The sequence below is a fragment of the Peterkaempfera bronchialis genome, from assembly GCF_003258605.2.
GTDB classification, from domain to species: Bacteria; Actinomycetota; Actinomycetes; order Streptomycetales; family Streptomycetaceae; genus Peterkaempfera; species Peterkaempfera bronchialis.
The window spans coordinates 6,768,564-6,783,938 of record NZ_CP031264.1; the positions used below are offsets into that span (position 1 = coordinate 6,768,564).

The following is a 15,375-nucleotide window of genomic DNA, read 5'->3' on the forward strand; positions in this document are numbered from 1 at the left end:
TCATGGCGAATCCTCGAACATCCGTGCCTGACGAAGCGTTCGGGCTGCTGCTGGCCGGTAATCAGCGCTTCGTCTCGGGCGTGCCCGAGCACCCCAACCAGGACGCCGAGCGCCGCGCGGCACTCGCTCCCGTCCAACATCCCTTCGCCGTCCTCTTCGGCTGCTCCGACTCCCGGCTGGCCGCCGAGATCATCTTCGACCGAGGGCTCGGAGACCTCTTTGTGGTACGGACCGCCGGCCATGTGCTCGGCCCCGAGGTGCTCGGCAGCATCGAGTACGGGGTGAGCATGCTCGAGTGCCGTCTGGTCGTGGTGCTCGGCCATGACTCCTGCGGCGCCGTGGCGGCGGCTCGCTCCGCGCTGGTCGACGGGCTGCCCCGGTCGGCGGGCTATGTACGCGATGTGGTGGAACGGGTCACCCCGAGCGTGCTGGCCGCCCGCGCCGCCGGAATCGACCACCCCGACGAGATCGTGGACGAGCACATCCGCCAGACGGTGGACCTGCTGCTCGACCGCTCCCGGGTGCTGGCCGACGAGGTCGCCGAGGGCCGGGCGGCCGTGGTGGGCCTGTCCTATCGGCTGGCCGACGGCAGCGCCCGGCTGGTCTCCGCCCGGGGCCTGGAAGCCGCCGAAGCACTCCAGGCCACCGAAGGGCTCGCCGCCGCCCGGGCCCCCTTCGACGCCGGAGCGGTCTGACCCCACACCGCCGCCTCCTCGCCGTCCGTACCCCCTCTGCGCCGCACAGCGGACGCGTAGCATGGAGGGCGGACGACGAGGAGGCGACGTATGACTCGACGCAACTCCTGGGAGACCGGCACCTCCGGCGGCGCGGCCGTGCACCCGCACATCCGCGCCGAACTGCTCAGTGAGGTGTCCACCGACGGTGTGATCGGGCTGACCCGGGTGCTCCGCGCCGCAGGCCGAGGCGACCAGGATGCCGCGCAGATGCCGGTCGCCGCGCTGCTGCGGGCACTGCCCGGCATGGGTTCGCTCACCGCCCACGAACTGCTGCGGAGCGCCCACATCCGCGAGGACCAGCAGGTCCGCGACCTGGACGCCTACCAGTGGGGGCCGCTGTTGCAGATCATGAGCCGACTGTCCCGGGCCCCGTACGGCATCCGCTGAACCGCCCCTGCGTGGCTTCCGCCACCAGCTCGGCCGTATCGCCGGCGAAGAGCGACCGCCCCGCCGCGATGCTCCGCTCCCTTCCCTCCCCGGCCGTCGCCGCGTCCAGCGCCGCGACCAGCTCCCATGGGTCGCGGGCGTACGCGGCGACCCCGATCTCGCCCATCCGGCGGACCCCCGCCAGGCCATGCCCGGGAATCGGCCGGTAGCCGACCACCGGCAGCCCCGCCGCCAGCGCCTGCACCGCCGTCTGGCCGGCCGCGTTGTCCACCAGCGCCCCGCAGGCTCCCATCAGCCCGGGCAGATCAGCGACCCAGCCGCACGCCATCACCCCGGGCCGGCGGTCCAGCCGTGCCCGCAGCCGGTCGTTGCGACCGCAGAGCACCACCGGCAGATACCCCGCCCGGCTCAGCATCCCGGCCGTTCCCAGCAGCCCCGAGCCTGTCCCCCACGCCCCGGCGGAGAGCAGCACCGCCGGCCGCCCGCCGCCGACCCCGGCCAGCACCTGCCACCAGCGCGCAGCGCCCGGCGCGGGGGAGCGGAACTCCGGCGGCACCACCGGCCCGGGCGCCGCAGCCGGCCGCCCGGTGGCGCGCAGCACCTCCGCCGCCGCCTCCGGACAGACGCAGAGGTGGACGTCATTGCCCCGGTGCAGCCACTGCCGGTGGACGGCGAAGTCGGTGACCACCACCACGCCGGGGACCCGCAGCCTGCCCTCTGCGCGTAGCCGACCGGTCAGCTGGGCGGCGAGGTGGAAGACCGGCACCACCGCGTCCGGCCGCTCCTCCCGGACCAGCGCCAGCAGCCGCTCGGCCGCCAGCCCGGCCAGCGGCGCACTGCCGGGCCGAGGGCCCTGGCCGGGCCGGAAGAACGCCGCGTACACCGCCGCATAGGCGCACGGCAGCCGCCGGACGGCCGCCCGGTAGCCGGCCTGCACGGCGGCGCCCAGCCCCCCGGGCAGCAGGTCCAGGACATCCGCCCGGACCACCCGGTGGCCGCCCCCGGCCAGGCGGCGGCCCAGCTCCGCCGCGACCGCGTCATGGCCGGCGCCCATGCGGGCGCTGAGAATCAGGAACCGCTGCGCCACGGAATCGCACCCTCCTCTGCGGACTCCTCTGCGGACCTCGCCGCGCGGGCCCGACCGGGCAGCGGCGGCCCCGCACTCTGCTCACCCTAGGCGACTGATTCGACACCGAGGGTGAAGAATCCGCCCGCCTCCCGGGTTTATCCCGCCCCGCTGCGGATACCCGCAGGGTTCTCGGCACACAGCCCACCCAAGGAGCCCGCCGTGGGGGCCGTACACCCGCCCTGGACCCGTCCACCCGTCGACCCCGGCCCGCCCGGGCCCGGCGCCACCCTGCCGCGCACCGGCCCCGCCGACGCCGCCCGGCCCGCCGACCGAGGCCGCCCCGCCGAACCAGCCCGCCCCGCCGGTGCCCGGCCCGCCGACGCCGGGCCGAGCACCGCCCCGGTGGCCCTGATCACCGGGGCCTCCTCCGGCATCGGCGCCGCCGTCGCGGCCCGGCTGGCGGCGGCCGGCGGCTGGCGGCTGCTGCTCTCCGGACGCGACCCGCTGCGGCTCGGCCGGGTCGCCGCCGAGACCCACGGCGTGCCCCTCCCGGCCGACCTGGCCGCCCCCGGCGGCTGCGCCCGCCTGGCCGAGCAGGCGCAGCAGGCCGTCGGCCGGGTCGACCTGCTGGTGGCCGGGGCCGGTATCGGCTGGGCCGGGCCGTTCACCGGTATGCCGGTCGCCGCGATCCACCAGGTGGTCACCGTGGACCTGGCCGCCGTCCTCCACCTGGTGCGGCTGGTGCTGCCCCAGATGGTGCGGCGCGGCAGCGGACACGTGGTGCTGATCGGGTCCATCGCCGGGGCCGTGGCGGTGCGCGAGGAGGCGGTGTACTCCGCCGCCAAGGCCGCCGTGGGAGCCTTCGCCGACTCCCTGCGCTATGAACTCGCCGGAACCGGCGTCCGGGTGACCCTGGTGGTGCCCGGTGTGGTCGACACCCCCTTCTTCACCCGCAGGGGTGCCCCCTACCGGCGTTCCCGCCCCCGGCCGATCCCGCCCGCGCAGGTCGCCGACGCGGTCTGGGACGCGGTGCGGCACGGCCGCGACGAGGTGTTCGTCCCCGGCTGGCTGCGCCTGCCCGCGCGGCTGCGCGGCGCCGCCCCCGGCCTGTACCGCCGCCTGGCCGCCCGGTTCGGCTGACCCCGATGGCAGCGCGCGCACGGACACCGCTGCTGCTGGCCACCGCCCTGCCGGTGCTGGCGGCGGCCGGTCACCTCGGACCGGCCGGAAGCTGGCTGCCGCCCGTACGCCGCACGCTGCTCCCGGCCCTGGCCGGGCTCGGCCGCCCCGACCATGTGGCGCTCACCTTCGACGACGGCCCGGACCCCCGCTCCACCCCGCACATCCTGGCCGCCCTGGACCGGCTGGGGCTGCGGGCCACCTTCTTCGTCCTCGGCGAGGCCGTACGCGCCCACCCCGCGCTCTGCGCCTCGATCGCCCGGCAGGGCCACGAGCTCGCGCTGCACGGCTGGACGCACACCCGGCCCTGGCTGCCCGCCCCGCTGCGGGACCGCCGCGAGCTCGCCCGCGCCGCCGAGGCCGTCCGGGAGGCGGCCGGAGCGGAGTGCCGCTGGTACCGGCCGCCCTACGGGGTCCTCACCGGCGGCCGGTGGGCCGCCGCCCGGCACGCGGGGCTGCGGCCGGTCCTCTGGTCGGCGTGGGGCCGCGACTGGACCGCCGACGCCACCCCGGCGTCCGTACTGGCGACCGTCGCCCGCGACCTGCGCGGCGGCGGGACCGTACTGCTCCACGACTCCGACCGGACCTCGGCGCCGGGCTCCTGGCGGACCACCCTGGAGGCCCTGCCGCTGCTCGCCGCGTTCTGCCGGCGGCGCGGCTGGCAGCCGGGGCCGCTCGCCGAGCACGGGACCGGGGGCATCGGTACGGCGGAGGGCGCACCGGGCGTTTGACGCCGTGTGCGTCGGGAACCCATTGCCCGTTCCCCGCCCTCGGGCGGATGCGTACGCGGGGCGGCGGGCCCTGCCGGTCGGAGGGCAGGGCACCGATGGCGGTGGTGGAGACGACTCCCGGACGGCCACCGGACGACCGGCCCGGTCCGCATGTCCGCCAGGGCTCCACCGTCATGCGGTGGCTGACCACCACCGACCACAAGGTGATCGGCAACCTCTACCTGACCACTGCCTTCGGGTTCTTCCTGGTGGCCGGTGTGATGGCGATGGTGATGCGGGCCGAACTGGCCCGACCGGGCCTCCAGGTGGTCACCCATCAGCAGTACAACGAGCTGTTCACCATCCATGGCACGATCATGCTGCTGCTCTTCGCCACCCCCACCTTCACCGGCTTCGCCAACGCCGTGATGCCGCTCCAGATCGGCGCCCCGGATGTGGCCTTCCCCCGGCTGAACGCCTTCACCTACTGGGTCTTCCTCTTCGGCGGGCTGATGGTGCTGAGCGGCTTCTTCACCCCGCAGGGCGCGGCGGCCTTCGGCTGGTTCGCCTACGCCCCGCTCAACGGCCCGGTCCACTCCCCGGGGATCGGCGCCGACCTCTGGGTGATGGGCCTGGTGGTGGCGGGGCTCAGCACCATCCTGGGCTCGGTCAACTTCATCACCACCGTCACCTGCCTGCGCGCACCCGGCATGACCCTCTTCCGGATGCCGATCTTCACCTGGAATGTGCTCTTCACCTCGATCCTGGCGCTCTTCGCCTTCCCGGTGCTCACGGCGGCGCTGCTGGTGCTGGAGGCGGACCGCAAGTTCGGCGCCCATGTCTTCGACGCGGCCAACGGCGGGGCCATCCTCTGGCAGCACCTCTTCTGGTTCTTCGGCCATCCGGAGGTGTACATCATCGCGCTGCCGTTCTTCGGCATCATCACCGAGATCCTGCCGGTCTTCAGCCGCAAGCCCGTCTTCGGCTACTACGGGCTGATCGGCGCCACCATCGCCATCACCGGGCTGTCGGCGGTGGTCTGGGCGCACCATATGTTCGTCACCGGGCAGGTGCTGCTGCCGTTCTTCTCCTTCACCTCCTTCCTGATCGCCGTCCCTACGGGGGTGAAGTTCTTCAACTGGGTCGGCACCATGTGGCGGGGGTCGCTCTCCTTCGAGACGCCGATGCTCTGGGCGGTCGGCTTCCTGGTCACCTTCCTCTTCGGCGGGCTCACCGGGGTGCTGCTGGCCTCGCCGCCGATCGACTTCCATGTCTCGGACTCGTACTTCGTGGTCGCCCACTTCCACTACGTGGTCTTCGGCACGGTCGTCTTCGCCACCTTCGCCGGTTTCTACTTCTGGTGGCCCAAGTTCACCGGGCGGATGCTGGACGAGCGGCTGGGGAAGATCCACTTCTGGCTGCTCTTCGTCGGGTTCCAGACCACCTTCCTGGTACAGCACTGGCTGGGCGCCGACGGCATGCCCCGCCGGTACGCCGACTACCTGCCGAGCGACGGCTTCACCACCCTCAACACCATCTCCTCGGCCGGAGCGTTCCTGCTCGGGCTCTCCACCCTGCCGTTCCTCTACAACGTCTGGCGGACCGCCCGCTACGGCCGCAAGGTGACCAGCGACGACCCCTGGGGCTACGGCCGCTCCCTGGAGTGGGCCACCTCCTGCCCGCCGCCGCGCCACAACTTCCATGCGCTGCCCCGCATCCGCAGCGAGTCCCCGGCCTTCGACCTGCACCACCCGGAGATCCAGGTCGGCGCCGCCCACCCCGAGCAGGGCCACCGCACCACCCCCGCCACCGGGAGGCTGGAGCCATGAGAGGGGAGGCGCTGCTCTTCACCGGGGTCTCCGCGTTCTTCGCGGTCACCGCCGGGTCCTACGGCTGGTTCTCCCATGAGCCGGCCGGCACGGCGGCGCTGATCGTCTCCTTTCTGATGTCCGGCCTGGTCGCCTTCTTCCTCTGGGTGCAGTACCAGCGGCGCGGGCGGCGCCCCCAGGACCGGACCGACGCCGAGGTGGCCGAGACCGCCGGGCCACTGGACTTCTTCCCGCCGCGCAGCTCCTACCCGGTGCTCTGCGCGGTCGGCGCTACCCTGCTGGCCCTCGGCGTGGTCTTCGGCCTCTGGCTCTTCCTGATCGGCCTCGGGACGACCGCCGCCGGGGTGGCCGGCTTTGTCTTCCAGTTCAACGGCCGGACCGCCTGACGACCCGCCACCCTCGACCCGGACCTTCCTCGACCCCGCGCGGCCCCGCTCGACCGTGCCCCCGTCCGGCCCCGCCCCCCCTCGACGCCGACCCCACCTCGACCCCGCGCGGCCCGCTCCCGCATGATGAGACCCATCCGCAGCGGGGAGGCGCAGGCATGCAGGTGTACATCAGTGCCGACATGGAGGGCGTGACCGGGCTGGTCGACGCCGAGGACGTGCAGCTCGGCGGCCGGGACTACGCACACGGCCGGGCGATGATGACCGAGGACGTCAACGCCGCCGTACGCGGCGCACTGGGCGCCGGCGCCACCCGGGTCCTGGTCAATGACGCGCACAGCACCATGCGCAACCTGCTCGTCGACCAGATCCACCCCGAGGCCGTGCTGGTACGCGGCAAGCCCAAGCGGATGGGCATGCTGGAGGGCCTGGACGGCGGCTCCGAGGCGGTGCTCTGCGTCGGCTACCACTCCCGGGCCGGCGCCCTGGGCGTCCTCAGCCACAGCTATATGGGCCATGAGATCGAGGACATGTGGCTGGACGACCGCCCCGTCGGCGAGATCGGCTTCGCCCACGCCACCGCCGCCGCACTCGGCGTACCGGTGGTGATGCTCTCCGGCGACGACGCGGCCTGCGACGAGATGACCGCCTGGGACGGCACGGTCGCCACCGTCGCGGTCAAGTACGCCCGGGACCGCTTCGCCGCCCGGCTGCGCCCCGCCGCCGAGGCCCGCAGGGCGATCGAGGAGGCCGCCGCCGAGGGTGTCCGCCGCGCCGCCGCCCGGCCCCGGCCGACCGGCGCCGACGGGCCGGTGACGCTGGCCGTGCGCTGGCAGAACGCCTCGGTCGCCGCAGAGCTGGAGGGCATCCCCGGGGTCACCCTGCGCGACTCGCGTACCGTCCTGGTCACCGGGCCCGCCCCGCAGCTCTTCCGCCTCTTCGGCGTCTTCATGCGGGTCGCGGCGTCGCTGACCGGCCAGCACCCGTACTGCTGACCCTGTGGCCCCGGAGCGGAGCTCAGGCGGGCGGAGCGTCCGGCAGCGCCTCGTCGGCGAGCAGCTCCAGCACAGGGATCGCCGCGTACAGCACCTCGCACTGCTCCGGGCTGAGCCGGGCCGCCCGCCGGGAGAGCACGGCGGACCGCTCCCGGCGCAGCCTGGCGATCATCTCCCGGCCGACCGGGGTGACGGTCATCAGCCAGGACCGGCCGTCCAGCGGATCGGGCTCCTTGCCGACCAGCCCGCCCGCCGTCAGCGGAGCCAGGGTGCGCACCATGGACGGCGCGCTGACGCCCTCCCGCCCGGCCAGCTCACCGAGCCGCAGCGGGCCGTGCTGCTCGATCCTGGCCAGCGCGGAGAGCTGAGCGGACGTCAGGTCCCGGCCCCCGGCCGCCTGGGTCAGCTGCCGGTTGAGCCGGGAGATCGCCAGTCGCAACCGGGTGAGCTCCGCCGGGTCGAAGACGCCCTGTGGCGGCTGCGGCGGGTGCTCGACCGTCGTTGTCTGCACGGCTCTCGGCTCGGTCATGGGCGGCGGGCTCTCCTCGGTGTCAGCGGACGCCCGCCGAGGCGGAGTCCGGCTGGTCCACCGTATCGGCCAGCCCCCCGGTCCTGCGCCCGCCCCGCAGCAGCGAAGCGGCGGCGGCCACCAGGGACATGGCGATGGCCAGCCAGAAGACCACCACCAGCCCGTCGTGGAACGGCCCCGAGATGAGGTGCGGGAAGAACTCCCGCCCGGTCAGGGTGTGCGCGTTGGCCGCCGGCAGCTGCCCCAGCACCTCCGGGCCGAGCAGTTGGCGGATCGGGTTGTAGCCGAGGAACGCCGCGAAGAGCGTGCCCACCGGGGGGATGCCCGCGATGGTGTGCGCGGCGGACGCGGGCACGCCCTGGGCGGTCAGCCCGCTGCTCAGCGCGCCCGGCAGCGAACCGGACAGACCGGCCACCATCAGCGAGAAGAAGACACCGATGGAGAGCACCATGCCGGCGTTCTGGAAGGTGGCCCGCATGCCGGACGCGGCGCCCCGGGCCTCGGCGGGCACCGAGGACATGATCAGCGAGGTGTTGGGGGCGGCGAACAGCCCGCCGCCCAGCCCGTTGAGGAAGACCAGCAGGGCGAAGGCGGGGTAGCCGAAGTCGGTGGGCAGCATCAGCAGCCCGGCGAACGACGCGGCCATCACCACCAGCCCGCCGGCCGCGAAGAGCCGCGCCCCGAAGCGGTCCGACAGATGCCCGGCGAGCGGCCCGGCGGCCAGGAAGCCGACCGTCAGCGGGACCAGGTAGATGCCCGCCCAGAGCGGGGTGTCGGCGTAGTCGTAGCCGTGCAGCGGCAGCCAGATGCCCTGCAACCAGATGATCAGCATGAACTGGAGCCCGCCCCGGGCCACCGAGCCGATCAGCGTCGCGGCGTTGCCGCCGGCGAAGACCAGGTCGCGGAAGAGCGCGAGCGGGAACATCGGCTCCGCCACCCGGGTCTCGATTAGGCAGAACAGCAGCAGCATGGCGACCCCGCCGACCAGACCGGCCAGCACCCACGGGTTGGTCCAGCCCATGGTGTGCCCGCCGTACGGCTGGATGCCATAGGTGATCCCCGCCAGCAGCGCGGTGAGGCCCACCGCGAAGGTGACATTGCCCCACCAGTCGATCCGCGCGGGTCGGCGCAGACCGGTGTCACGCAGCGACCGGTACGCCCACACCGTGCCCACCACGCCGATGGGCACGTTCACCCAGAAGATGGAGCGCCAGTTCCACTCGGCGAGTACGCCGCCGAGCACCAGCCCGATGAACGACCCGGCGATGCCCGCCACGATGTTCACCCCGAGCGCCATACCGCGCCGGGACAGCGGGAACGCGTCGGTGATGATCGCCGCCGAGTTGGCCATCAGCATCGAACCGCCGACCGCCTGGGCGACCCGCCAGCCGATCAGCCAGAGCGCACCGGCCCCGCCCCGGAAGGGGTCGAGCGAGAGCGCCACCGAGGTCACGGTGAAGACCAGGAACCCCGCGTTGTAGATCCGCACCCGGCCATAGATGTCGCCCAGCCGGCCGAGCGTCACCACCAGCACCGCCGTGACCAGCATGTAGCCCATCAGCATCCAGAGCAGATAGCTGACATTGCCGGGCAGCAGCGGGTCGAGTCCGATCCCGTTGAAGATCGCCGGCAGCGAGATCAGCACGATCGAGCTGTTGATCGTGGCGATCAGCGTTCCCAGCGTGGTGTTGGACAGGGCCACCCATCCGTATCGCTCGCCCTCGGCCGTCATCGGCCCGCCCCCTCAGGTCGTTAGCTGATATCAACTAACGATAAGCCCTGCGGGATGCGGCCCGCATCCTGCACCTGAATCCCGCCGTACCGATATCCGCAGGCCCCGAGCGGGTACCGATCTCAGCCGACGGGCGGGCCGGACAGGGGTGTGACAGGCGTGGTCTATGTGTACAGCCTGATCGCGGCGTGCCTGCTGGGCCTCGGCTTCGTCCTCCAGCAGCACGCCGCCGAACGGGCGCCGCTGCGGGACCTGCTCAGCTTCCGGCTGCTGCTCGACCTGGTGAAGGTGCCGCTCTGGCTCTGGGGCATCGGCTGCATGGTGCTGGGCCAGGTCTTCAGCGTGCTCGCCCTCGCCAGGGGCGACCTCTCCCGGGTGGAGCCGCTGCTGGCCACCAATCTGATCTTCGCCATGGCGCTGGCCCGCTGGCGCGGCGGGCAGCGCCTGGGGTTCTCCGGCTGGGCGGGGGTGGCGCTGCTCAGCGGCGGTGTGGCGGCCTTCATCGTGGCGGGCGCCCCGGAGGGCGGTTCGGCCGAGGTGAGCGCCCTGCGGCACTGGCTGGTGGTCGGCCTGGTGGTGGGGGCGGCGCTGCTGCTGGTCGCGGTCGCCCGGCATCTGCGCCTGGTCGAGGAGCCGCCGCTGCTGGCTGCGGCGGCCGGCCTGCTGTACGGGTTGCAGGACGCGCTGACCCGCACCTCCAGCCGGATCGCGGGCGACTCAGGGCTCGCCGCACTGCTGGTCACCTGGCAGCCGTACACCATCGTGGCGCTCGCAGTGACCGGGCTGCTGCTGGTGCAGAGCGCGTTCGAGGCGGGTGAGCTGCGGATGTCGCTGCCCGCACTCACCGCCGCCGAGCCGCTGGCCGGGATCGCCTGCGGCATCGGCTTCCTCGGGGACCGGCTGCGGGTCACCCCTGCGGCCCTGGCCTGGCAGGTGGCCGGGCTTGCCGCCGTCGTCACCGGCGTCTTCGTACTGGGACGGCATCCGGCGCTGCCCACGTCCCGGGGTGGGGGGCGGCAGCCGGCGGCGGAGGGCTGACCGGGCCGGGGCGCCGATCGCCTGGTCCGGGCGAGCCGGGTGGACCGGCACATGGCAGGGGCCCGGAGGCGGATGCCTCCGGGCCCCTGGTCGGCAAATCGTCAGAAGACGACCACAACGTTGTTGCCGAACCCGCCGAAGCCGAAGCCGGAGAAGCCACCGAAGCGGTGGTTCTCGAAGTGGCGGTGCTCGAAACGACGCTTCTCGAAGCGGTGCTCCTCGAAGTGGCGGAACTCGCGGTGGCGGCCCTCGCGGCCGAACTCGTGGCCGAACTCGTGGTGGCGGCCGCCCTCGTGCCGGCCGCCGAAGTCCTCGCGGTCACCGCCACCACCACGGTAGGTGCTGGCGGACTGAGGGCTGGCGGACGCGGTGGTGGCGAGCGGGACCACGGACGACGCCGCAGCCAGGGTCACGATGGCGGCAGCCCGCGCGATGCGCTTGGACACTTTAGTCACCTCATGTGTTGATCGGATTACCCCCCGACAGCTATGACGCTAGGCCGGGCCCTCGCCGGCCCGCATCCGCAGACCGCCGTCCGGGTACCGTGCGGGGGAGTCCGACTGGACGATTCGGACGACGCCTCAGACTCCGTCCACCGCCGGGCTGAAAGGCCCCTGGGGCCCTGCTCGGACTGACGGCGCCCTCGTACGAGTGAATCCCCCATGGGGCCCATCCGGGTAGCCCGGGAAGGGTCCGGAGGCGGCAGACGGGGCCTGAGGGAGCGTGGGGTGGCCGCCGCGAGACCGGGCGAAGCGGGCTCGATGTCACCCGTGCGGCCCGGTGATTCGTACTCTTGTGCGGGCTGACAGTGCCGATCCGGCGGAGCGTCACCTGCCTGGCGCTGGAGGCGGGGGGTCCTCTTGGTGTCAGCCCACGCGCTCGATGCGTGCGTTGCGGATCAGGAACTTGCCGGGTTCGCGAACCTGTTCGAACGCGGCGTTGTTGAGGAGCACACAGCTGCCGGAGACCGAGGTGACCTCGACCGTGGTCGACGCACCGTTGTCCAGGTTGGTGACCTTCAGCCTGGTGCCCGCCGGGAACTGGTTGCTGGAGGCGGCCGGTGCACCGCCCTCGCCGGAGAGCGTCACCGTGGACCCCGGGCAGACCACCTCCCCGGCGGCCTGCCCCACACCCACACCCGTACCCGCACCCGTACCAGCCGCCGGCTGCGCCGCCTGACCGCCCTGCGCCGCCTGACCGTCCTGCGCCGCCTGACTGCCCTGCATCCCCGGCGCCGGCTGACCGCCCATCGGCGACCGGGCCGTCACCACGGCGGTGCAGCCGGCCACCTGGCGCCGCTGCTGGATCTGGTCGACCACCGCCTGCCGGTTGGCGATCCGGGCCTCCGAAAGGGCGTCCGGATCCGCCCGCTGCCCGGCGATGAAGTCCAGGTTGTTCCGCAGCACGGTGTCCAGCCCATCGCAGTTCTCCGCCGCCTGGCTGCTGCCGGTGGCCATCGCCACCCCGCCCGCGACCAGGCCCGCCGCGCCCACCAGCAGCGCGATCCTGCCCGTGCGCCCCACCTGGATCTTCCTCGTTCCCGCCATGCGATACTCCGGTTCGATCGGCCCCACCCGGATCGGTCCACGCCTCCAGGAACGCCGTGCGACCCGATCCGGTTCACCCCGTCCCGACAGCCGGCGCGGACGCGGGGGAACCGGATCCGCAGCCCCGCACGTGATGTGCGGCGAAGGGTTCCGCAGCCCGTACACCGTCGATCGGAGCAGCCATGAACGACCCCTGGGGGCTCAGCGGCCCGCAGTTCCTCGGTCTGTACGCGGCCGGCTTCGCGGTCGCCCTGCTGCTGGCCTTCGCGGTCCGCGCCATGGTCAAGGCAGGCGGCGTCGCGGACGCGGCCGGGTCGCCCCCCGATGTGTACACCCTGGCCTGGCTGGCCGGCGGCGTCCGGCAGGTCGTGGACACCGCGATCTTCGCCCTCGTCCAGGGCGGCCATCTGCGCACCGGCCGCAGCGGGGAACTGACGGTCTGCGGCTCCATCCCCGCCGAGCCGGTGCAGTGGGCCGTACTGCGGGCCGCCGGGACGCGGCAGAGCATCCGCCGGGTCCCGCTGCACAGGGCGGCCCGGGTCACCCCGGAGGTCCAAGGGGTGCGGGAAGCCGCCGAGCGGCACGGACTGCTGCTCCGCCGGGGGCGCCGCGCCGTCGGGCGGCTGGGCGCACTGCCGATGGCCCTGCTGGTCGGCGTCGGCATCGCCCGGCTGGTCAACGGGGTCCGGCTGGGCCGCCCGGTCGGCCTGCTGGCGCTCTTTCTGCTGCTGTCGGTGGTCGTGACGGTGCTGCTCGCGCTGCTGCCGCCACGGCGCACCACTGCGGGTAAGCGGATGCTGGGGAGTGCGGTGAAGTCCCGCGGTCAGGCGGTCCAGTCGGTCGGCTGGGGTTCCGGCGGCGGTTCCGCAGTACCGGCGTCCGTGCTCGGGGTCGCGGTGCTGGGCGCCGCCGGGGTCACCGACCCGACGCTGCGCACCGCTCTCTTCGGGGCCACCTCGTCCTCGGGTTCGTCCTCTTCTTCCTCCTCCTGTTCTTCGAGCAGTTGCGGATCCTCCTCCAGCTGCGGCGGTGGCGGGGGGTGCGGCGGTTGATTCCCCGGCTGGGATTCGGCATCGGCTGGCGGCCGGAGATCGACCTCACCGTGGAGGGGCTGCCGGGGGTGGACTTCGTCGAGGCCATCGCCGAGGGGATCGATCCGGGTCGGCTCCCCGAGTCGCTCCGGGTGCTGCGCGCCCGGGGTACGTCGGTGGTCCCGCACGGCGTCTCGCTCGGCCTGGGCGGCGCGGAGCGGCCCGACCCGGCGCAGCTGTCCCATCTCGCGGCCTGCGCCGAGGCGTTGGACGCGCCACTGGTGAGCGAGCATGTGGCCTTCACCCGGGCGGGCGGTCTGGAGAGCGGCCATCTGCTGCCGGTGCCGCGTACCCGGGAGGCCCTGGAGGTGCTGGTCGAGAACGTCAGAGTCGCCCAGGACCGGCTTCCGGTGCCGCTGGCGCTGGAGAACATCGCGCCGCTCTTCGGCTGGCCGCAGGATGAGTTGACGGAGGGGCAGTTCCTCTCCGAACTGGCAGCGCGGACCGGGGCGCTGCTGCTGGTCGATGTGGCGAACCTGCACACCGCCCGGGTCAACCTGGGGGTCGATCCGGTGGCGGTGCTGGACGAGCTGCCGCTGGAGCGGCTGGCGTATGTGCATGTCGCGGGCGGAGTGGAGCGCGGCGGCGTCTGGCACGACACCCATACCCACCCGGTGGCCGCGCCCGTCCTGGAGGTGCTGGCGGAGCTGGCCCGCCGCACCGACCCGCCCGGCGTACTGCTGGAGCGGGACGGCGACTATCCGCGCGACGACGAGCTGGCGGCCGAACTCGCCGTCATCCGGCGGACCGTGGAGGAGACCCGCCGTGCCCGCTGACCGGTCCCGGCCCGCTGACCAGCCCGAGCCCGCCGACCGCCCCGAGCCCGCCGACCGCCCCGAGCCCGGCGGCGGGCGGGAGGCGCTGGCCCGGCAGCAGGCCGGGCTGCTGGCCGCCCTGGTGGCCGGGGGTGAACCGCCGCCCGGCTTCGACCCCGAGCGCCTGCGGGTGCAGACCCGCACGCTGCTGGAGAAGCGGCGCCGGGCGGTGGCGGCCCACCTCCCCGACCTGGCCGAGGCGCTGGGGAGGACCTGCCCCGGCTGTTCGCCGGGTACGCGGCCGACCGGCCCCGTCCGCCCGGCGGTGCCCATGCCGACGCGGCGGCCTTCGCCGCCCACCTCCGCGACCGGCGCCTGCTGCCGCCGGGCGTGCTGCCGGGCCGGTTCGGCGGACTGCTGCGGCGGCTGCGCGGGGGCCGAGTACGGCAGCACCCTTGACACCTGGAGCATGCTCACGACAACTTGTGGGGATGTCGAAACCCCATGGCACCCTCATGAAGAGATCCTTCGTCGGTGCGTCCGCAGCCGTGCTGCTCACCGGGGCCACCGCCCTGGCCGGCGCGTCACCCGCCCAGGCCCAGAGCCGACCCGCCCCCGCCGCCGCCACGGTCAGCTACGCCGGGACCGTGGCCCTCAGCAACTGCTCCGGATCCCTGGTGCGGATGCCCAACTCCACCGCCCAGGACCACGCCCTCATCCTCTCCAACGGCCACTGCCTGACGACCGGGATGCCCGCCCCCGGCAAGGTCGTCGTCAACCAGTCCTCCACCCGCACCTTCACCCTGCTGGACTCCTCCGCCAGAAACCTCGGCACGCTCCGCGCCACCAAGGTCGCCTACGCGACCATGACGGACACCGATGTGTCGCTGTACGAGCTGAACACCAGCTACGCCGCCATCCGCAGCCAGTACGGCATCGACCCGCTGACGGTCTCCCCGGACCACCCGGTCCAGGGCACCGCCATCAAGGTCGTCTCCGGCTACTGGAAGCGGACCTACTCCTGCTCCATCGACGGTTTCGTCCATGAGCTGCACGAGGGCGGCTGGACCTGGAAGGACTCGGTCCGCTACACCTCCGCCTGCGACACCATCGGCGGCACCTCCGGCTCCCCGGTGATCGACACCGCCACCGGACTGCTGGTCGCGGTGAACAACACCGGCAATGAGGACGGAGCGCGCTGCACCGTCGACAACCCGTGCGAGGTCGACGAGAACGGCCAGGTGACGGTCCGCCAGGGCATCAACTACGCCGAGCAGACCTACCTCCTCACCTCGTGCTTCGCCCCCGGCAACAAGCTCGACCTCACCCTCCCCGGCTGCCGTCTGCCCCGACCGTAGGACCGCCGCACCCGCACCACCACCGCGCCCGCC

Annotated in this window: 15 protein-coding genes and 1 pseudogene; 11 read left to right on the forward strand and 5 right to left on the reverse strand. The window is 73.5% G+C overall.

Features of this window, described 5'->3' with window-relative positions:
• The first annotated feature begins 2 nt into the window (after nt 1-2).
• Nucleotides 3-695, forward strand: coding sequence for a carbonic anhydrase (locus C7M71_RS28910; protein ID WP_111490847.1), 693 nt, complete (start codon nt 3-5; stop codon nt 693-695).
• A 90-nt stretch (nt 696-785) separates the two neighbouring features.
• Nucleotides 786-1,124 (forward strand): hypothetical protein, encoded by a 339-nt coding sequence (locus C7M71_RS28915; protein WP_111490846.1) that lies wholly within the window; start codon nt 786-788, stop codon nt 1,122-1,124.
• Here C7M71_RS28915 and C7M71_RS28920 read toward each other — a convergent pair.
• On the reverse strand, nt 1,084-2,211 hold the full coding sequence (locus C7M71_RS28920; RefSeq protein WP_407675956.1) for an MGDG synthase family glycosyltransferase: 1,128 nt from the start codon (nt 2,209-2,211) through the stop codon (nt 1,084-1,086). The two genes, C7M71_RS28915 and C7M71_RS28920, sit on opposite strands and share 41 nt — an antisense overlap.
• 270 nt (nt 2,212-2,481) lie before the next feature.
• Between C7M71_RS28920 and C7M71_RS28925 the strand changes: the two genes are divergently transcribed.
• From C7M71_RS28925 to C7M71_RS28945, 5 genes are all read left to right on the forward strand, one after another.
• On the forward strand, nt 2,482-3,333 hold the full coding sequence (locus C7M71_RS28925) for an SDR family NAD(P)-dependent oxidoreductase (RefSeq protein WP_407676004.1): 852 nt from the start codon (nt 2,482-2,484) through the stop codon (nt 3,331-3,333).
• 5 nt (nt 3,334-3,338) lie between these two features.
• Nucleotides 3,339-4,103: a polysaccharide deacetylase family protein gene (locus C7M71_RS28930; protein WP_111492717.1), complete on the forward strand. Its 765-nt coding sequence runs from the start codon at nt 3,339-3,341 to the stop codon at nt 4,101-4,103.
• Nucleotides 4,104-4,198: 95 nt separating this feature from the next.
• On the forward strand, nt 4,199-5,911 hold the full coding sequence (gene ctaD / locus C7M71_RS28935; protein ID WP_111492716.1) for an aa3-type cytochrome oxidase subunit I: 1,713 nt from the start codon (nt 4,199-4,201) through the stop codon (nt 5,909-5,911).
• Nucleotides 5,908-6,297: an aa3-type cytochrome oxidase subunit IV gene (gene ctaF / locus C7M71_RS28940; protein WP_111492715.1), complete on the forward strand. Its 390-nt coding sequence runs from the start codon at nt 5,908-5,910 to the stop codon at nt 6,295-6,297. Before ctaD ends, ctaF begins: the two co-directional genes overlap by 4 nt.
• Nucleotides 6,298-6,455: 158 nt before the next feature.
• Nucleotides 6,456-7,292 (forward strand): M55 family metallopeptidase, encoded by an 837-nt coding sequence (locus tag C7M71_RS28945; RefSeq protein ID WP_111492714.1) that lies wholly within the window; start codon nt 6,456-6,458, stop codon nt 7,290-7,292.
• A gap of 22 nt (nt 7,293-7,314) precedes the next feature.
• On the opposite strand, the gene C7M71_RS28950 is transcribed toward C7M71_RS28945, so the two are convergent.
• Together C7M71_RS28950 and C7M71_RS28955 are read right to left on the reverse strand one after the other, a co-directional pair.
• Nucleotides 7,315-7,821: a MarR family winged helix-turn-helix transcriptional regulator gene (locus C7M71_RS28950; protein ID WP_111492713.1), complete on the reverse strand. Its 507-nt coding sequence runs from the start codon at nt 7,819-7,821 to the stop codon at nt 7,315-7,317.
• Nucleotides 7,822-7,843: 22 nt separating this feature from the next.
• Entirely contained in the window at nt 7,844-9,553 is a 1,710-nt protein-coding gene (locus tag C7M71_RS28955) for an MFS transporter (RefSeq protein WP_111492712.1), read from the reverse strand.
• Nucleotides 9,554-9,712: 159 nt separating this feature from the next.
• Between C7M71_RS28955 and C7M71_RS28960 the strand changes: the two genes are divergently transcribed.
• Nucleotides 9,713-10,591: a DMT family transporter gene (locus C7M71_RS28960; protein ID WP_111492711.1), complete on the forward strand. Its 879-nt coding sequence runs from the start codon at nt 9,713-9,715 to the stop codon at nt 10,589-10,591.
• Nucleotides 10,592-10,692: 101 nt separating this feature from the next.
• Here C7M71_RS28960 and C7M71_RS28965 read toward each other — a convergent pair whose 3' ends face one another.
• A complete protein-coding gene (locus tag C7M71_RS28965) occupies nt 10,693-11,037 on the reverse strand; it encodes a hypothetical protein (protein ID WP_111492710.1) in 345 nt (114 codons plus the stop codon).
• A gap of 420 nt (nt 11,038-11,457) precedes the next feature.
• Nucleotides 11,458-12,138: an RlpA-like double-psi beta-barrel domain-containing protein gene (locus tag C7M71_RS28970; RefSeq protein ID WP_111492709.1), complete on the reverse strand. Its 681-nt coding sequence runs from the start codon at nt 12,136-12,138 to the stop codon at nt 11,458-11,460.
• Between the two features lie 182 nt (nt 12,139-12,320).
• Between C7M71_RS28970 and C7M71_RS28975 the strand changes: the two genes are divergently transcribed.
• From C7M71_RS28975 to C7M71_RS28990, 3 genes and pseudogenes are all read left to right on the forward strand, one after another.
• Nucleotides 12,321-13,190, forward strand: coding sequence for a TIGR04222 domain-containing membrane protein (locus C7M71_RS28975; protein ID WP_111492708.1), 870 nt, complete (start codon nt 12,321-12,323; stop codon nt 13,188-13,190).
• Nucleotides 13,190-14,347, forward strand: a pseudogene (locus C7M71_RS28980) (DUF692 domain-containing protein); the annotation flags it as partial. The gene C7M71_RS28975 and the pseudogene C7M71_RS28980, both read left to right, overlap by 1 nt.
• 152 nt (nt 14,348-14,499) lie before the next feature.
• Nucleotides 14,500-15,342 (forward strand): S1 family peptidase, encoded by an 843-nt coding sequence (locus C7M71_RS28990; RefSeq protein WP_111491086.1) that lies wholly within the window; start codon nt 14,500-14,502, stop codon nt 15,340-15,342.
• Nucleotides 15,343-15,375: the final 33 nt, after the last annotated feature.